Origin of the sequence: Altericista sp. CCNU0014, from assembly GCF_044923475.1 — a bacterium.
Classification (GTDB): domain Bacteria; phylum Cyanobacteriota; class Cyanobacteriia; order Thermosynechococcales; family Thermosynechococcaceae; genus JAAURS01.
This window is the reverse complement of sequence record NZ_CP137338.1, coordinates 2,568,150-2,584,358: the sequence shown is the minus strand read 5'-3', so window position 1 is coordinate 2,584,358 and position 16,209 is coordinate 2,568,150. Positions and strand designations below refer to the sequence as shown.

The following is a 16,209-nucleotide window of genomic DNA, read 5'->3' as shown; positions in this document are numbered from 1 at the left end:
CCGAACGCTATTGGCATCCACGGATTTCATGGACTCAGATCGGACCATTGCAGTGATTCGGTACCCTTCGTTAGTGCAGTGGTTAGCCGACCGATTGGTTCGGGTGGAGTTAGAGAATATTGCGATTGCTGGCTCGGACGCGATTCCTCTGCCGTTATTTTCCCAGAGCGATCGCCAATTTGGCACCTTTGCCTCGCCGTTCCCTTTACAATGGTCGAAGCGAGGAGACCATTCAGCCCAAACCATAGGAGCCGCGATCGTTCGATCCCTGACCTGTCAAACTCGCGATTCGGACTTTGCCCCGGCATTGTGGATGCACCCCGAGGGCTGGCTCTATGTGTCCTTCGGCCCGCAAGACCTGGCAAAATGGCTTCAAACCTTGGTCGGCGCGGCTCCAGAACTCTGGTTGCCCGCGCGAGCGGAGGAGGGGTCTCGGAAAATGGAGTCAGGAATCAGTCGCGACCCGGTCCTGTTTGAGTTGCAGTACGCCCATGCCCGCTGCTGTAGTTTGCTGCGCCTAGCGCGGCAAGAAAAATGCCTCCCGCTTGACGATATAGGCGATCTTGGGGATCCTTCATGCTGGCAAACCCCCACGGGCGAACTGCTCCTGCAAGCGAAACCCGAGCAAGCACTGCTGCGAGCGCTGATGCAGTTTCCCCAGTCTCTATCGCCACAGAAAGCAATCTACGGCAATCGGCTTTTGAAGGTGCTGGGTTCCGAAACCAGGCTGGAATGGAGTCTCCCCCAGAAACACCTTCGCAAGCAGGCATGGGTTTGGAGTCAATTATTTTGCGACTTTTATCGCGAATGCAGGCTATTTGGGGACGTTCGAGAGACTTCGCCAGCGCTGGCCCGCTCGAGATTTGCCCTGATCGCCATTGTCAGAAAAGTGCTGGCGTTTGTCTTAGAGGATGTGCTGCAGCTCGACGCGCCTGCGGAACTGTAGGCGCACAGACTCATTTGCATTCGATCTGCTTTATGATGGAGGGGTGACAACTCGGACAACCTTCGCTACGATGTTCGGGTGTGAGGCGTGAACCAGAGAAGGCACCGAGACGAAACACGGAAAGTCGTCGGTGCCTTTTTTGATCTTTACGCTTCGCCAAGCAAGATTTTTGAAAGGGCGATCGCCGCGCCGTTCGATTCCACATCCGGGGCAACCCAATCGGCAAACGCTTTGACGGGTTCGGGTGCGTTCCCCATGGCGACGCCAATGCCTGCGTACTGAATCATTTCGATATCGTTAAAGTTATCGCCAACGGTCAAAACCTCGTGGGGGCTTAACCCTAACAGCTCTTCGGCAATGTACCTCACGGCTGTTCCTTTATTGACCAGGGGATTGGTTGCTTCAAAAAAGGTGGCAACGGATTTGGTGAGATACAGCTCTGCGGGCGAATATTGCGCTCGCAAATGGGTGTAGAGCGAATCGATATGGGCTGAATTTTGGCTGAGGGCCAATAGCTTGGTCGGTTCGCATTCCTGAATGAGGGGGCGCAGATCTCCGATGGGAAATAGCGTTACGCCAGTACGATCGCTATACAGCTGAGATTCTGGGGTGACCTCCCGCACGTAAAGCCGATCGTTCGCGTAGGCATGGACTGAAAGATGCTGTTGAAAGTCAACCTGCTCGAAATAATCGAGGAGCTGCAATGCGGCTGATTTTGCTAGCGTCCAGTGGCGGTGAATTTTGCCCGTTTTGGGTTCTTGAATCAGCGCCCCCTGATAAGTCATCAAGGGCAGGTCTAAATCCAGGGCGTCGTAGAACCGCAATGCAGAGTGGAACATCCGACCCGTGGCGATCGCCACCTGAATGCCCTTCTCTCGAACGGCTCGAACCGCTGCTCGTACGGTGGGTGAAATTTCGTTGTTTTCCCCCGCGATCGTGCCATCGATATCGAGTACCACGAGACGAATCGCCTGCGCGCGTTTGGGATCGAAGGTTAAGGGTGTTGTGGCTGAGGCAGCAGCAGAAAATTCAATCACGGGAAAACTCAATGACAGGGTATGACCTTAGTGTGTACTGGAACTTGGTTTTTTAGGCAAGTCAATAGACTACCCAATGCAGTTGTAAGGGCAGTGATATCGTAGAGTTGAGCTTCTATCCATCCTACTATTCCAGATATCATGGACTCTTCCAGCTTTTCAACGGCGTCTATACCCCTCGATCGAATCCGCTACGACGAGAAGGGTCTCATTCCAGCGATCGTTCAAGATTACTTGGATGGCACGGTGCTCATGATGGCTTGGATGAATGCAGAATCGCTCCATAAAACCCTAGAAACAGGACAAACCTGGTTCTGGAGCCGCTCCCGTCAAGAATTTTGGAATAAGGGCGCAACGTCCGGTCACATCCAGCAGGTGAAGTCGATTCGGTACGACTGCGATAGCGACGCAATCTTAGTCACGGTCGAGCAGATCGGCGATATTGCCTGTCACACCGGAGAACGAAGCTGCTTCCACCAAGTGGATGGCAAGATTCTCCCCCCGCCTGCGGATACGCTGTCTCAAGTGTTTGCGGTGATTTGCGATCGCAAAGCCAATCCCAATCCCGATTCCTACACCTGCAAACTGTTGGAAGGGGGCGACAACAAAATCCTCAAAAAAGTTGGAGAGGAGGCTGCCGAGGTGGTGATGGCAGTCAAGGATGACGATCGAGATGCGATCGCCGGGGAAGTCGCGGATTTGTTTTTTCATGCGATGGTCGCGCTGGCCCACCACGATGTAGACATCAAGCAAGTCTATCGCAAGCTGCAAGAGCGACGGCGCTAGAAAACTTCCGATAAATCCAACACAAAACCGGGCAGGATATTTTCGCCGGACAGCGTTTTGGGCGACAGCGCTACTTCCGGTGGCTGACCGGGACGGTAAATTTCCACTCGTTGGGTTTGCGGATCGATCAGCCAGCCCAGCCTTGCCCCGTTCTGTATATACTCCTGCATTTTTTGCTGAAGTTTAGAGAGGGTATCGCTGGGGGAGCGCAGCTCAATGACGAAATCAGGACACAGAGGCGGAAATTTAGCCCGCTGTTCTAAGGTAAGGGCTTCCCAGCGATCTTTTGCTACCCAAGATGTATCGGGCGATCGCTCTGCACCATTAGGCAACTTAAATCCTCCGGAGGAGTCAAAGGCTACGCCTAACTTATATTTTTTATTCCAAACAGCCAACTGCGAGGATAAGTCAAGGTTACGACGGCTGGTTTCGCCTCCGGCTGGGGTCATGATAATGATGGCTCCTGATGCAGTGCGCTCAAAACGATAGTCCCGATGGTGCTGACACAGTTCGAAGAACTGGTCATCGGTCATTTGAACAAAAGGTGCTAAGTTGAGGGTAAATGCGTCCATAAGTCGGGCCGGACAAGCAGAGGTGAAATTATTTATAGCCTAGCTTGGATCCTCTACGTTCTTTTAGGTAATCATTTCCACGGCACCAGAGTCTAAGTCGTAGTGGCCACCCACAATTTTTAGTTTTTTTTGCGCGACGCGACGGGCCAAAAGCGGCTGCGAGGAGGAGAGCGTTCGAACGACCGATCGAATATTGGCTCGCACAGCTCGATCCAGTAAGTTGTTATCGGATTGCTCTGCCTGGGCTTGAACGATCGCCGGTTCGATCGCCTTTGTCAGGGCCTCAAGGTGTCCTGGCAGATGGGTTCCCGTTGTTAGAGCATTCAGGGCTGCTGTGACGGCTCCGCAGCGCTCGTGGCCCAGCACCACCACCAGTTTGACATTGAGCGATTCAACGGCATACTCAATACTGCCCAGATTGGCGTCATCTACAATATTGCCCGCAACGCGGATGGTGAATAAGGAGCCGAGTCCCTGGTCAAAAATCACCTCTGGCGGCACTCGCGAATCGGCACAGCCTAAAATTACGGCAACAGGGGCTTGAGACTGGGCGAGGCTTGTAATGCGTTCTAGTCCGCGATCGGGGGAGATCGACTGTCCTGCTGTGTATCGCTGATTGCCCGCCATGAGTTGTTTCAGCGCCGCATCTGCGGAGAGAGTTGCTGCTTCTGCGGGCCGCTTTTGGAGCAGATCCAGTCCTAAACTGGTGGCTAAGGTTCCAATTCCGAGGAAATTGAGCAGCGATCGCCTGGAAAGGTTGCGATTTGACGGGATACTGGACATCTTGAATCTCTCTTGAGGGCGGACAACAATCTTGAAAAAAGGCTGACGTTGACGAATGCTCGAGGGCAAGGGGGTAGTCCGCAGAAATAGGTACGAGAATACTATTTTCCATGTCAGAATGGATTTATTATGACATGCAGACAAGTGTATGACAGAAGCAATTGTTAATGTCAACGAACAGGGTCGCATCGTTATCCCTACTCGGATCAGGCAGCAGCTAGGACTTGTGGCGGGATCCAAGCTAGTTGCTCGTTTAGAAGAGGGACGACTTGTTCTAGAGAAACCAGAAGATGTATTTAAGCGACTTCGTGCCACCTTTGATTCATCGGATTCTTTGGTAGAAGAGCTGCTGAACGATCGCCGCACTGAAGCTGCCCATGAGTAGCAGCTACGTTCTGGATGCCTCAGCCATTTTGGCATTACTCAACAACGAACCCGGTGCAGATCGCGTTCAGGCTGCTCTCACAGATGCAGTTTGCTACATGTCAGTGGTGAACTGGTCGGAGGTTGCGAGAAAGTTAGTATTACGCGGTCGATCCACTGAGGCGATCGCTCGTAATCTGATGGCATTAGGATTGGAATTTAAAGACTTTAGCTACCATCAAGCAACCGCAACGGCACAAATCTTGGCATCACCTCTATCTCTGGGAGACAGAGCGTGCTTAGCACTGAGTTTAGATTTAGGCATAACGGCATTGACCGCTGACAAAATTTGGCAAACCCTTGCAACTGGCGCAAGCGTCGAGTTGATTTGTTGACTGGCTTTTGATGTTATGTCAGCTGCTCGCGTAAGAATGCCGGGCTGAAAAAGTTTATTTCTGAAGCGATAGAGTGGGTAAGCGATCTCCTTTTCTCCCGCTGTATCAACAGCGAACGGGGGCGAGTGTAATGCCTAAAAAACTTTTCAAATTGTCTCTAAGCGATAGCGATTGTGAAATTTTATAAATTTAAGAGCGGTTTTGCAAAAAAGTCAGTATTGAAAAAAGAAGTATGACAAGCTTCTTGTCAAAAGTTTCGTCGATTTATAGCAATCCCATTTGATTTGTGAGACTCTAGAGAGAGTAACAATGCTAAATAGATGCTGTCTGAACTTAAAGACTTTATCCAGTCTAATCCAGATGTCCGTGAGTTAAAGCGTGCTGTCGCAGTACAGATGTATCTCAACGGTTATAAACACCGAGAAATCCAGGAGAGTTTATCGGTCAGTTCAGGGTTCATTAGCAAATGGACAGCCCTGTATAGAGAGCAAGGGGTGCAGGGACTGAAGCTGAAGCACTTAGGCTCAGTTGGGCATCTAAGCCCCCAACAGCGCCAAGCAGTATGTACCTGGCTACAGACTCAAAAATACTGGAATCTTGAAGAACTTCAAGGCCATATTGAGCAAGCGTATCAGGTTGTCTTTGACTCCAAGCAAAGCTACTACACCCTGTTCAAAGAGGCTGGGATTAGCTGGAAAAAGACTCAAAAGCGCAATCCCAAGGCAAACCCCGAACTGGTTCAAAAAAAAAGAGGAAATCACGGACTGGTTAGAGGCGCATCGCGGTGAAATCGATTCGGGCGAATTAGTGGTCTTGTTCCAAGATGAATGTCATCTACTCTGGGGCGACCTGTGCGGGTACATCTGGGGCAAAACATCGGAGCGCATTGAAGTGCCCATCGTAAACGAACGAGAGAGACAAACCTATTATGGGGCTCTCAACCTCCACACCCAAGAATGTCTGATCCAAGCCTATGACAAAGGCAATTCTCAAAGCACAATTGCCTTTGTGGACTATCTACTCAAACAACATCCCAGTCGTCGTATTGCCTTACTCTGGGATGGGGCAAGCTACCATCGTTCAGGAGCGTTTAGAGGCTATCTCACCTCTATCAATCAAGACCTTGACGTAATCACAATGGAAAGTCACCTGTATAAGGTTTGCACCCAATGACCCCAAGCAAAATCCAATTGAGGACATTTGGTTACAGGCGAAGCGCTTTATCCGAGAGTGGTACCATCTTTGCAAATCTTTCCGTGCAGTCAAGGCTTTATTTGAGTTTGCGACCCATCGACAAATATTTGATTTCCCTAAGCTTTTTACCTATGGCTGCTTCTCATAAATGATTTGGGATTGCTATCCAAAACGCGCTGATTACCGATAGCAGCAATAATGAACTATTAGCGATTCTCAATGGCGTCCAAGCTAACACTCTAACCAGTGGAATGTTTGTGACCGCATAGGTAACAGGGGCGATCGCCTATAAGTTCGTTAGGGAAGCTGCGATCGCCCATCCTGGTTCAACGATCGAAATAGATGGCTAGATAAGATACAGTAGAAGGCAACCATAGCCTTAACCAAATCCTATGATCGAGCACCATAAAATTTTGCAATGGAGCCAGCAAATTGCTCAGACATTTCAACCAGAGCAAATCATCTTATTTGGCTCCTATGCCTACGGTCAGCCCACCGATTCCTCAGACGTAGACTTATTAGTCATCATGCCCTTCAAAGGGCAACCCTTCCATCAAGCCATGAAAATCTTAACTCAAACCAATCCCGATTTCGCCGTCGATCTATTGGTGCGTACCCCCACTCAAATTCAGCAGCTTTTGGATTGGAACGACTTCTTTATCCGTGAGATCGTAGACAAAGGAACCATCTTGTATGCAGCCCCTCACGCAAGAGTGGCTTAATAAAGCCGAAGGGGACTTTGCAACCGCCCAGAGAGAACTACGCGCGCAAAACCCCCAACTACGATGCAGCTTGCTTTCACGCTCAGCAATGTGTGGAAAAATATTTCAAAGCTCGGTTGCAGGAAGCCATCATTCCATTCGGAAAAACCCATAATCTTGTCGTCCTACTCGACCTCCTACTCCCTCTTGAACCCACTTGGAAGACTTTGCGTCCTGAAGTACAAGTACTGAGCTTATTTGCCGTTGAAATTCGCTATCCAGGCACCTCTGCCGATAAAGTAACAGCTCATGAGATGGTCAACATTTGTCGTAGAATTCGCACATTGGCGCGTACTAGCTTGGGTTTGATGCCATAACAGTCTCGCAACGCATCTAAACTTTCAGCCAAAAATGCTGTCAACAATAACGACAGAACCCGCAAACGACCTTCTTCGAGCTTGTACTTCGCACATTTCGGTAATGCTGAGGGCGATCGCAATTCCAAAACCCCTACTGCGACTTTAACCAAACCATCAAATCGTCAGCATTTGCGAAATCTAACAGAGCCTCACCCAACGCCTCCAAATGATGCAAAGGGAGTGCTTCAACCTGGGAGATAACCTCAGGAGACATCATACCTACGCGACGGGAAAGCTGGCGGAGGATGAGCGATCGTTCTCCTTGTTGGAGTCCTAATTGAATCCCCTCTTGTCTGCCTTCCTGTCTGCCTTCCTGTCTACCTTCCTGTCTGCCTTCCTGTCTGCCTTCCTGTCTGCCTTCCTGTCTGCCTTCCTGTCTGCCCTCTTGAAGTGTTTCTTGTCGCCACTTCTCGTAGACTGGGGTTAAGTTCATCGCTAAAGCCCTCTCATCCTTGTTCAAATTCTGCCCTAAATTCAGATGAATTTGCAACACTGCTAAATGTTGGATGGCTTGTTGCCGCATCGGATGGTTGCTTGGAAGCGCCAACAGTTCTGAAATGGCCTGACGTTGGATACCATTACGCGCCATCAGCCTAAGCCATAGGGTTTCCTCTACAATCGGAAGCTCGTGAAGCGCCACCAAAACAGTCCGTAGAATGGGCGCAAGAAAATAGAAACCCGTAGGCCAACCCTTTTCAACTTCAGCACGCAGTCCTTTGATGGTTGGTTTTGAAACCGTCGGACTCAAAACCCATAGCCAAGGCAACTCTTTTGTGGATAAGGATTTTGTTTCTCGTTTGGCCTGACGTTGTAGCTCCTCCGTTAAATCGACAAGCTTTCCCATACAGCTGTAGATCTCCAAGGGTTGCACGGTATTGCGGAAAGGCTCTATGGCACAGTGTTTCCTGGCCATTTGGCCCAATACACCTAAGGATTTTAGACTGGATTGAGACTCAGGCTTCGGCACAAACCAAACATCCACCTCACGAGTTTCGCTAGTAACCTTGCGGCTGCTCCTGACCGTACCAAGGGGTTCGAGAAGGGTTTCTAAATGTTGTTTGGCGAACAGGTCATGGCGCGTGCGGGTCATGCAGGAACGGTCGATTAAAGTCGTTCAGCATCGTACCACGGCAAAAACGGCTCAACCGCTCGCGTAAGAATGCCGGGCTGAAAAAGTTTATTTCTGAAACGATAGAGTGGGTAAGCGATCTCCTTTGCTCGCCCATTCGTTATTGCCAGCGTAGATGGAACCTTCGATTGCAACGGGAATAGACTTGAAGCCTGTATCCATCGATATTGCAGGTTTGTTCGCTGCTGTAAAACCGCTTGCAAACGTGCAAGCGGTTTTACTAATCTGCGCGGCCTTTCTAGATTTTATCCTTGGCGATCCCTGGGGTTGGCCCCATCCCGTTCGAGTCATGGGTGCTGCAATTCAGTATTTCTGCAACTGGAGCTGGCGATGGTTCAAACGTCCGCTGGCCCTGCGGTTAGCTGGCATTGTCTTAGCCTTGGGTCTGGTTTTGGGAAGCGCTTTGGCTGCACGATCGATCGTAGATATTGCCTATCAGGTGTGGACGCCTGCTGGATGGGGTGTGGAAGTGATTCTGTTGGCCAGCTGCTTCGCCGGTCGCAGCCTTCGCACAGCGGCAGAGGATGTCCTGAAGGCACTCAAAACTGATTCTATTGAAGAAGCCCGAGCTGTTTTAAGTCGATATGTCGGTCGCGATACCGCCGAGTTGTCTGAATCGGAAATCCTGCGGGCGATCCTAGAAACAGTGGCAGAAAATGCTACGGATGGCGTCATGGCTCCGCTGTTCTACGCCCTTCTGGGTCTTGCTTGGCCCGTCGTGGGAATGGTCCCCCTAGCGATCGCCTATAAAGCAGCCAGCACCCTAGACTCCATGGTGGGCTACCGTCACGAACCTTACATCCACATCGGCTGGTTTAGCGCCAAACTAGACGATGTTCTCACTTGGCTGCCCTGTCGTCTTAACGTCTTGACTTTAGGTGCAATCTCCGGCAAACTTCAGGCCGTTTGGCAGCTTTGCTGGAGAGATGCTGCCAAGGATCCAAGCCCGAATTCTGGCTGGAGCGAATGTGCCTACGCTGCCATCCTAGACGTTCAGCTTGGCGGGCTCAATTCGTATCAGGGCGTTATTAAATTCAAGCCGTTATTGGGGAGACCCTACCGACCCATTACCCAAGAACGAATTGAGTATGCATTGCGGCTGACGCGTAACTGCTTTGTCGTGTGGGTGGCGTTCTCTATCGCCTTTTCGATCGCGTTTTCTCCTTCCGTTCAGGGCATGACCGAGGACTTGGCTCGTCGGCTGCTGTCATTCGTGCCTTCAGCCTAGCGTGCAGATCGACCTGAGGTAAAACGCCCCCCATTTCCGCGATTTATTTCTCGTTTTTATAGAACCATTCCGTTCCGTCGCTATAGGATCTAGGTAGTACCTATTGCAACCACCGGAATTCATGACGTCTGACCCAACTGCTAAGCCTAATCTGGGGCGGCTTGAGAAAATCGACCCAGCCTTATATTGGAAAAACGAAGCGTCAGACTTTACCCCTTGGCTGACCCAAGCCGAAAACCTAAAACTGTTAGGCGAAGCCATCGGTATGGAGCTAGAGGCCGTTCTCGATGCAGCGCAGCTCGAAGAGCTACAGTCAGACCTGCTGTGTCGAGAGGTCAATACTGGCGGTTGGGTGTTAGTTGGAAATCAGCTCAACCCCTCTGACGAAAAACATTTAGGACGCTTGCTCACTTACGCGGCAGATATTGACGCTGCTGCCATCGTCTGGATTTCCAGCCAATTTTCTTCCGAGCACCGCATCGCGCTCGACTGGCTCAATCGCATTACCCAGCCATCCATTCAATTCTTTGGCCTCGAAATTGAGCTGTGGCGAATTGGCGAAGCCGCAATGGCCGCCCGCTTCAACCTCGCGACCCAATTGAAAGCAGTAACCCTGTCACCTTCAGACAAGGTCGCAGACTCATTCACGCCGCAGTCGGAAGAATCGCTCGAAGAGGAGCCAGAACCCTTAAGCGAAATCCAGCAGCAAAATTTAGACTTTTGGACGGAACTCTGCGATCGCCTAGAGCAGCGAGGCAGCATTGTAAAGGTAGGTGCGCCAGTCATCGGCGATCGCATTAACTTTGCCATCGGACGCGCTGGCTTCTGCCTCTACGCTCACATAGACCGCGAAGTAGCTTGCCTGGATGTCGGACTCTCCTACTCGGGTGTAGATACGCACGCCTACTTTAACTTGCTGCTCGAGCAGCAAGACGCTATTGAAGCGGAAGTTGGCGTCCAGATGGATTGGAGCAACGATTCTGACGGGCGAGCTTTTTCAGTCTTCTGCACGCTTGCCGAAGCTGATTTGAGTCAACTGGATGGATGGCCTGACTACCTTGAATGGGCGGCTGACTTCCTAGAGCGGCTGCACGACGCCTTCTCAGACCGCATCAAAGCACTGAACGAAAACGACTTTAAACCCATGCCGAATTATAAAAGTCTAGATCCGCTCCAAAGTGCCTTGATTTTGCCCAATTAATCCGCAGGATCGAATTGTCTAGCTCAAGGGGACGGTTTTGCGGCAATCAGCGCGTTCCGCTTGCCAAAGAAAAACATAGGGTCAACAGCGGTCTTCCCCTTCGGATGAACCTGAAAATGCAGGTGCGGCCCAGTACTGAAACCGGAACTGCCCATCTTGGCAATCTGTTCGCCTTGTCGCACCTTGATTCCCACCCGAGTCAAAACTTCGGAAGCATGGGCATAAAGCGTGACTGTCCCATCTGGATGCTGAATTTCAACCTTGTTGCCAAATCCATCGTCGCTCCAGCCTGCGGCGATCACTTTCCCTACTGAGACCGCAACAATAGGAGTGCCGACGGGACCGGCAATATCGATGCCGCGGTGCAAGCGCCCCCATCGCATGCCGTACCCAGACGTAAATTCACCCTTGGCAGGTAAAATATATTTTTGGATACTTGCAACTTTCCTGGCAGGCTGACTGACTGGACGGGTTAGCTGAACCACAGGTGCTACGGGGGTTGCCTTAGAGGTTCTCCCAAGCTCGAGCGCTCGCGTTTCTATGCTCCGATACGTCTGAGCCAAAAAGTCTGAAATGACGGGGGACTGAGCCGTATTGACGGCAATCGGGAGCAACATCGCAAGGGCAGTCGAAAACTTGTAAGATGTAGCCCAAAAATCGCTTAACCCCTCTGAAAGCTGAAGTGCGGGAAACTGCCTCGATTGAACTTCAGATAGCGTACCCATTCCCATGCGTTGGTGGATGGGAGGGGCGTAAGCATAACTGAATGCCAAAGCTCCATCCCGATAAGTTGTGGCGTCCAATCGATGGAACGCGTTTTGGGTTAGAGACAAATTTGGAAAAGGCACGCGCCAGTCGAGGCTAGTATGCCAAGGTGCAAAAGATTTTTTGAATGTTGCGTACCAGCTTTTCGGTTTGAGCTGTTTGCCCCCGTGCTGGACTTCAGCGCGATCTGGATAAATCCATTGAGGAATATCAGAATCCCTTCGGTGTCGATACTGAGAGAAATCTTGCTTCGTCCAGGTATTGGTTTCAGGACGGATGAAGGAAATGATTTGGGCATCGATGCCGCGAAGCCAGCCGCCAATGGAAATCAAAGATCGGTCTAAGGTCCGCTTCGGCTTGATGTCAATTATTTTATCCATCATTATTTTTAATAAGCTACGCTGTACGGCCCCTCAAGGCTAGGTTTGTCTTCTTTTAGCAAATCCAAAGAAAACATTAACACAAATTTATACAGCTTCAAAAGCCTTTCTAGGAAATGATCCCCAGGATCGAATGAACAGACAATGGCAGACTGCTAGCTAAAACATACACAAATCTAGGATTTGCGTTGGGTTTTGAACTATCGATCCGATCGGGACCTCATTGCATCAAAATGCTTGATTTTAATAAGGCTAACGACGGGTGTTACTCGATAGACCGCGCCGAGAAAATTGTCTCCCTGATACAGCATTTCCAAGCAAGTCGCTCGACTCCAGCCAGGGCCGCGACCTCGATTAAGCGACCTGTTTTCCGCGAACGCGCGCGGATTTGTGGGGAGGAGTTGTTGATGGATTCGCTTGAGTAGACAGAGGCATTGAGTTAGGCGTTAAAAAACCTCATCTTCAATGCCCACCCACCATTCACCTAAACTCATTAAAGTTGCATGAAGTTCTTCGACTTCACGCATGTACTCGTCTGGAGGGGTAGTGTCGCGACGCTCTTGAAGCTTTTTGAGGCGGAGCTGCAGCAACAGCCAAGGCTTGGAAATGCCATCGGTTGCTTCGATGTACTGAGCGAGCTGATTGCTATTCATACTGACGGTTTGCTAAATGAGCGTAAACGTAAAGTTATGTAAATGTAGTTTACAGTACTATATCTTTACGGCGCTCTATTTTGGGTCGATGGCGATCGATCTCATCTATAGGACGCTCATCGTTCCAATAACCGCTCGCTTGCAACTTGGGCATTCTGGTAGGTTTTAAGATGCTTGGAGAGGCTCGATGCATTGAGCGTCGTCAACCTTTGCAAAATTAATTCTCGTGCTGACCGAGATCGCCTGCATGGACTTGTCTGGGAAAGGTTGGAGCAAGCCGGATAGTTGCTGCGGTTCTCGGGGGGTGGGGTCTAGCCATCGCGCGTAATCTTCGGGATTTAAGATGACAGGCATCCGATCGTGAACGGTTCGCAGCAAGGGGTTTGCAGCGGTCGTCAGGATCGTACAGGTCTCGATGTCGTTCCAGGATTCCCACAGCCCTGCAAAGGCAAACAGACTGCGATCGCCCACCGTAAACAGAAAAGGTTGTTTTGACCCGCTCTTTACTTTTTGCCACTCGTAGAACCCATCGGCAGGTATCAGGCAGCGGCGATATTTATAGGCCGCTCGAAACGAAGGCTTTTCGGCTGCGGTTTCAGACCGAGCATTGATGAGATTGGCAAACTTTGAAGGGTCCTTTACCCAGGCAGGAATGAGTCCCCATACCATGAGCCTAAATTCGCGCGCGCCCGAATCTCGATTTTGCAGAATGACACCGACGGGCTGTGAAGGGGCAATGTTATACCGGGGCGGAAACTCAGGCACTTCTGTGAGGCCAAAAGCTTCCGCAACTCGTTCTGGCGATTGGGATAAGGTAAAACGTCCGCACATATTTCTAAGATAGCGCGCGGCCACAGGAGAGGGGCGCATCGACGTTCGGCACTGGTCGACTTTAGCGGCTCGAATACGGTACAGGGGGTACTGTACGCCAACCATTACTACAACCACCCGATGGCGGCCTACTCCATCCCCGCTGCCGAACTCCTCAGCGGCGACTCCAGCGGATTAAAAGGAGGAGAGCGCGTCGGTAATTTCGGTACAGAAAGGGAAGATAAAACTACGTACTAAGAACAATGTACTAGTCCCCGAAAATCAGTAGCATTACTGATTCCTTTTTTCTAGTCAAAAGTCATCTTGTTAAGTAGGCCTAGTAATCAATTTCTCAAATGGAAAAAATATGTCTCAGCAATCTCCAGACTCACAAGAATATTCGTCTTCCAGTTGGCTCCTGAAAATTCGCAACTCTTTTCAGAACTGGATTTCTAAAGAAATCATTGACTTTGACCCTTTCGATTGTGAAGCTTTGGTAACGCAGCAAATTCTCGACCAACTTCACCAAAACCAAGCAAACGTTCCAGAATGTCAGCTTAAAGTGTTCTAATCTTTGTCTGCAATCTCGCAATCGCTTCAGCCTTGTAACAAAGAACCATTGCCCTCTGTACCGTTGTGCTAAATCTCTGTCCCGAGAGCGTGCGTCGGTCCGTGCCTTTCTTCTCTCGTTTATTCTTGCTGTGAAAGTCGCTTCACTGCTTCATTCCCAAAGCGGGCGTGGGCTGCTTTCAGAATGTTTGGAATTCGAGCCGCGTTGGGGCTGCGGATAAGACTGGCCTGTAAGTCCAAAGTTTCAATCTGAGACGCTGGTTGGCCTGCAAACCAATGCCCTCCATTTCCCAGCAAATTGTAGCGCATTTTGGCGTACTCTTCCAGGTCATAGGCATTTGCTAAGTTCCACAGCCATAAAATGGTGGGGATATTAATGCCGCCTGGAGTTGCTTCATGGGAAGGCAGCCCCTGATTCCAGGTTTTGTACCAATTTTCTCCAAGGATTGCGATCGCCGTCTCTTCCAATCGAGCCAGAATTGGCGGCAGTATCGCATCGGCACAGTCCAACAGATCTAATGCCTTCAGGTGTTCGTCGAAATCCGAAGGCTTGGATGCTCCCACGCTCAATGTGTGAACTTGGCTGTGGCTGAGGCAAAATAAATCGTTAAAAACGATGGGACTGAGGGGCGCGCACAGATCCACCAACTTCTGAGGCGGATTGTAGAGCTTGCCGCCTTTATCGGAGGGGCTAATGATAAAGACGCCCATGTCGTGTTTTTGAGCGTCTAAAATGGCAGGCCAGTTGTTCTGAAAGATGTAGTACCAGTGCAGGTTGATATAGTCGAACGCGTCAGTGGCGATCGCCTTTCGAATCAATGCTGTTGGCCCGTGCGTCGAAAACCCAATAAAGCGAACTTTCCCTTCCGCGCGGAGCTGTCGCGCAACTTCAATGCAGCCCTCCGGTTTGAACGTGTTGTTGTAGAGTTCTTCATTGTTGAGTCCGTGCAACCCCAATAGATCCACGTAATCCAGCTTGAGGTAAGCCAAGGACTGCTCGAAAGTTTGACGAAATTCCCGAGCGCTAGCAGTAGGTGCGACCTTGGTCTGCACGATCGACTTCTGGCGAGGAAATGCAGGTAGAATTTGCCCCAACTGCATCTCCGAAGACCCATAGCCCCGTGCCGTTTCAATATGATTAATCCCTAGCTCGCGCGCGCGGCGAATGGTTGCTTCCAGATTGCGCTGGTTGTCTAGCGGCACCTCTTGGAACGGCACATCCTGCCACTTGAACTGATATCGCATCCCCCCGCAAGAAAATATGGGCATCTGGAGTTCAGTGCGGCCAAAGCGTCGGTATAGCATCCGTTGATTCGTATTTGTTCGCCTACATTCTAGACACAACCGCCAAACCAAATGCTAGGGTAATAAAGTTCCTTTTAAGCTGAATGCTTATGTCTGAGTCCATCGCGCTCGAGGATCTCGAACTAGACATTAGCCATCTGACCACTGAAGACGATCTGCCCGTGGATAATTTACCCTCGGAGAAACAGCAGCGGCTGTTGACCGAGCCGCTCTATAGTTCCGGCTTTAAGTCCAAAGATACAGATGTTTTTCTAGCGGCTGCAAATGTGGGTATTTTCTACTCAACCCACCAGCCACCTTTAGTGCCAGATGTATTTTTGAGCTTGGGAGTCCAGGTTGCAGAAAACTGGTGGGACAAGAAAAACCGCTCTTACTTTACGTGGGAATTTGGGAAACCTCCTGACGTTGTCATTGAAATCGTTTCTAACCGTAAAGGGGAGGAACTGGGGAGTAAGCTGAGGGACTATGCCCAAATTGGGGTTAAGTACTACATCGTGTTCGATCCTAGCGGCCAATTGAGCCGTATCCCGCTCCAGGTTTATCAGCTTCAGGGAATGTTATACGTCGTAATGGAAACGACCTGGCTGGAGCAGGTCGGATTGGGGGTAACGCTTTGGGAAGGAAGTTTTGAAGGCAAGCACGATCTGTGGTTGAGGTGGTGCGATCGCGACGGACAGGCGATCCTTACAGGCAGCGAGAAAGCTCGACGGGAAAACCAGCGGGCGGAGCAAGAATATCAACGAGCCGAACAAGAGTACCGACGCGCAGAGCAAGAGCATCAGCGAGCCGAGCAAGAACGCCAACGGGCGGAGCAGGAATCCCAACGGGCGGAGCAAGAGCGCCTGCGGGCAGAAAGATTCGCTGCAAGGCTACAGGCTCTAGGTCTCGATCCAGACCGTTTGGACGATTAGAAATTTTTGCCTTAAAAAAGGCGGCAGGACCAGAGTCCTGCCGCCTTTTAGAATCTTTGCG

At 50.5% G+C, this 16,209-nt stretch carries 18 protein-coding genes and 1 pseudogene; 11 read left to right on the top strand and 8 right to left on the bottom strand.

Translation table 11 applies throughout. The features are described 5' to 3' along the window. Window positions 1–10: 10 nt before the first annotated feature. Complete coding sequence (locus R6H26_RS12650; RefSeq protein WP_404790741.1) at window positions 11–946, top strand: hypothetical protein; 936 nt, start codon at window positions 11–13, stop codon at window positions 944–946. A gap of 146 nt (window positions 947–1,092) precedes the next feature. Here R6H26_RS12650 and R6H26_RS12645 read toward each other — a convergent pair whose 3' ends face one another. After that, entirely contained in the window at window positions 1,093–1,983 is an 891-nt protein-coding gene (locus tag R6H26_RS12645; protein WP_404790740.1) for a Cof-type HAD-IIB family hydrolase, read from the bottom strand. A gap of 141 nt (window positions 1,984–2,124) precedes the next feature. On the opposite strand from R6H26_RS12645, the gene hisIE reads away from it, so the two are divergent. After that, window positions 2,125–2,769, top strand: coding sequence for a bifunctional phosphoribosyl-AMP cyclohydrolase/phosphoribosyl-ATP diphosphatase HisIE (gene hisIE / locus R6H26_RS12640; RefSeq protein ID WP_404790739.1), 645 nt, complete (start codon window positions 2,125–2,127; stop codon window positions 2,767–2,769). Here hisIE and R6H26_RS12635 read toward each other — a convergent pair. Beyond that, complete coding sequence (locus tag R6H26_RS12635) at window positions 2,766–3,302, bottom strand: Uma2 family endonuclease (RefSeq protein ID WP_404790738.1); 537 nt, start codon at window positions 3,300–3,302, stop codon at window positions 2,766–2,768. The genes hisIE and R6H26_RS12635 overlap by 4 nt on opposite strands. 102 nt (window positions 3,303–3,404) lie before the next feature. Then, on the bottom strand, window positions 3,405–4,124 hold the full coding sequence (locus tag R6H26_RS12630) for a carbonic anhydrase (protein WP_404790737.1): 720 nt from the start codon (window positions 4,122–4,124) through the stop codon (window positions 3,405–3,407). 148 nt (window positions 4,125–4,272) lie between these two features. Between R6H26_RS12630 and R6H26_RS12625 the strand changes: the two genes are divergently transcribed. From R6H26_RS12625 to R6H26_RS12605, 5 genes and pseudogenes are all read left to right on the top strand, one after another. Continuing rightward, the gene (locus R6H26_RS12625; RefSeq protein WP_404790736.1) at window positions 4,273–4,509 is read left to right on the top strand and encodes an AbrB/MazE/SpoVT family DNA-binding domain-containing protein; all 237 of its coding nucleotides are present in this window, start codon (window positions 4,273–4,275) and stop codon (window positions 4,507–4,509) included. Continuing rightward, on the top strand, window positions 4,502–4,882 hold the full coding sequence (locus R6H26_RS12620) for a type II toxin-antitoxin system VapC family toxin (RefSeq protein ID WP_404790735.1): 381 nt from the start codon (window positions 4,502–4,504) through the stop codon (window positions 4,880–4,882). The genes R6H26_RS12625 and R6H26_RS12620 overlap by 8 nt, the downstream gene beginning before the upstream one ends. Window positions 4,883–5,202: 320 nt before the next feature. Continuing rightward, a pseudogene (locus tag R6H26_RS12615) lies at window positions 5,203–6,224 on the top strand (IS630 family transposase). A 244-nt stretch (window positions 6,225–6,468) separates the two neighbouring features. Beyond that, the gene (locus tag R6H26_RS12610) at window positions 6,469–6,798 is read left to right on the top strand and encodes a nucleotidyltransferase domain-containing protein (protein WP_404790734.1); all 330 of its coding nucleotides are present in this window, start codon (window positions 6,469–6,471) and stop codon (window positions 6,796–6,798) included. Window positions 6,799–6,815: 17 nt separating this feature from the next. Continuing rightward, complete coding sequence (locus R6H26_RS12605; protein ID WP_404790733.1) at window positions 6,816–7,154, top strand: HEPN domain-containing protein; 339 nt, start codon at window positions 6,816–6,818, stop codon at window positions 7,152–7,154. A gap of 133 nt (window positions 7,155–7,287) precedes the next feature. Here the strand turns inward: R6H26_RS12605 and R6H26_RS12600 are convergent, their stop codons facing one another. Next, window positions 7,288–8,286, bottom strand: a complete 999-nt coding sequence (locus R6H26_RS12600; RefSeq protein WP_404790732.1) for a DUF4351 domain-containing protein — start codon at window positions 8,284–8,286, stop codon at window positions 7,288–7,290. A gap of 154 nt (window positions 8,287–8,440) precedes the next feature. Here R6H26_RS12600 and cbiB point away from each other — a divergent pair, with 154 nt between their 5' ends. Together cbiB and R6H26_RS12590 are read left to right on the top strand one after the other, a co-directional pair. Next, on the top strand, window positions 8,441–9,553 hold the full coding sequence (gene cbiB, locus R6H26_RS12595; RefSeq protein WP_404790731.1) for an adenosylcobinamide-phosphate synthase CbiB: 1,113 nt from the start codon (window positions 8,441–8,443) through the stop codon (window positions 9,551–9,553). 121 nt (window positions 9,554–9,674) lie between these two features. Continuing rightward, window positions 9,675–10,754, top strand: a complete 1,080-nt coding sequence (locus R6H26_RS12590) for a DUF4268 domain-containing protein (protein ID WP_404790730.1) — start codon at window positions 9,675–9,677, stop codon at window positions 10,752–10,754. Window positions 10,755–10,777: 23 nt separating this feature from the next. Here R6H26_RS12590 and R6H26_RS12585 read toward each other — a convergent pair whose 3' ends face one another. The 3 genes from R6H26_RS12585 to R6H26_RS12575 form a co-directional block, all read right to left on the bottom strand. Further along, entirely contained in the window at window positions 10,778–11,902 is a 1,125-nt protein-coding gene (locus tag R6H26_RS12585) for a M23 family metallopeptidase (RefSeq protein ID WP_404790729.1), read from the bottom strand. A 443-nt stretch (window positions 11,903–12,345) separates the two neighbouring features. Continuing rightward, window positions 12,346–12,552: a hypothetical protein gene (locus R6H26_RS12580; RefSeq protein WP_404790728.1), complete on the bottom strand. Its 207-nt coding sequence runs from the start codon at window positions 12,550–12,552 to the stop codon at window positions 12,346–12,348. Between the two features lie 165 nt (window positions 12,553–12,717). Next, window positions 12,718–13,488: an SOS response-associated peptidase gene (locus R6H26_RS12575; RefSeq protein WP_404790727.1), complete on the bottom strand. Its 771-nt coding sequence runs from the start codon at window positions 13,486–13,488 to the stop codon at window positions 12,718–12,720. A gap of 241 nt (window positions 13,489–13,729) precedes the next feature. On the opposite strand from R6H26_RS12575, the gene R6H26_RS12570 reads away from it, so the two are divergent. Further along, entirely contained in the window at window positions 13,730–13,933 is a 204-nt protein-coding gene (locus tag R6H26_RS12570; RefSeq protein WP_404790726.1) for a hypothetical protein, read from the top strand. A gap of 119 nt (window positions 13,934–14,052) precedes the next feature. On the opposite strand, the gene R6H26_RS12565 is transcribed toward R6H26_RS12570, so the two are convergent. After that, on the bottom strand, window positions 14,053–15,237 hold the full coding sequence (locus R6H26_RS12565; RefSeq protein ID WP_404790725.1) for an aldo/keto reductase: 1,185 nt from the start codon (window positions 15,235–15,237) through the stop codon (window positions 14,053–14,055). An 89-nt stretch (window positions 15,238–15,326) separates the two neighbouring features. Here R6H26_RS12565 and R6H26_RS12560 point away from each other — a divergent pair, with 89 nt between their 5' ends. Continuing rightward, complete coding sequence (locus tag R6H26_RS12560; protein ID WP_404790724.1) at window positions 15,327–16,148, top strand: Uma2 family endonuclease; 822 nt, start codon at window positions 15,327–15,329, stop codon at window positions 16,146–16,148. Window positions 16,149–16,209 lie beyond the last annotated feature (61 nt).

What these genes read in the sequence shown, in the direction of transcription:
- hisIE (WP_404790739.1), top strand. Translation starts at nt 2,125, where the DNA reads ATGGACTCTTCCAGCTTTTCAACGGCGTCTATACCCCTCGATCGAATC.
- R6H26_RS12635 (WP_404790738.1), bottom strand. Translation starts at nt 3,302, where the DNA reads ATGACCGATGACCAGTTCTTCGAACTGTGTCAGCACCATCGGGACTAT.
- R6H26_RS12630 (WP_404790737.1), bottom strand. Translation starts at nt 4,124, where the DNA reads ATGTCCAGTATCCCGTCAAATCGCAACCTTTCCAGGCGATCGCTGCTC.
- R6H26_RS12625 (WP_404790736.1), top strand. Translation starts at nt 4,273, where the DNA reads ATGACAGAAGCAATTGTTAATGTCAACGAACAGGGTCGCATCGTTATC.
- R6H26_RS12620 (WP_404790735.1), top strand. Translation starts at nt 4,502, where the DNA reads ATGAGTAGCAGCTACGTTCTGGATGCCTCAGCCATTTTGGCATTACTC.
- R6H26_RS12610 (WP_404790734.1), top strand. Translation starts at nt 6,469, where the DNA reads ATGATCGAGCACCATAAAATTTTGCAATGGAGCCAGCAAATTGCTCAG.
- R6H26_RS12600 (WP_404790732.1), bottom strand. Translation starts at nt 8,286, where the DNA reads ATGACCCGCACGCGCCATGACCTGTTCGCCAAACAACATTTAGAAACC.
- cbiB (WP_404790731.1), top strand. Translation starts at nt 8,441, where the DNA reads ATGGAACCTTCGATTGCAACGGGAATAGACTTGAAGCCTGTATCCATC.
- R6H26_RS12590 (WP_404790730.1), top strand. Translation starts at nt 9,675, where the DNA reads ATGACGTCTGACCCAACTGCTAAGCCTAATCTGGGGCGGCTTGAGAAA.
- R6H26_RS12585 (WP_404790729.1), bottom strand. Translation starts at nt 11,902, where the DNA reads ATGATGGATAAAATAATTGACATCAAGCCGAAGCGGACCTTAGACCGA.
- R6H26_RS12580 (WP_404790728.1), bottom strand. Translation starts at nt 12,552, where the DNA reads ATGAATAGCAATCAGCTCGCTCAGTACATCGAAGCAACCGATGGCATT.
- R6H26_RS12575 (WP_404790727.1), bottom strand. Translation starts at nt 13,488, where the DNA reads ATGGTTGGCGTACAGTACCCCCTGTACCGTATTCGAGCCGCTAAAGTC.
- R6H26_RS12570 (WP_404790726.1), top strand. Translation starts at nt 13,730, where the DNA reads ATGTCTCAGCAATCTCCAGACTCACAAGAATATTCGTCTTCCAGTTGG.
- R6H26_RS12565 (WP_404790725.1), bottom strand. Translation starts at nt 15,237, where the DNA reads ATGCTATACCGACGCTTTGGCCGCACTGAACTCCAGATGCCCATATTT.
- R6H26_RS12560 (WP_404790724.1), top strand. Translation starts at nt 15,327, where the DNA reads ATGTCTGAGTCCATCGCGCTCGAGGATCTCGAACTAGACATTAGCCAT.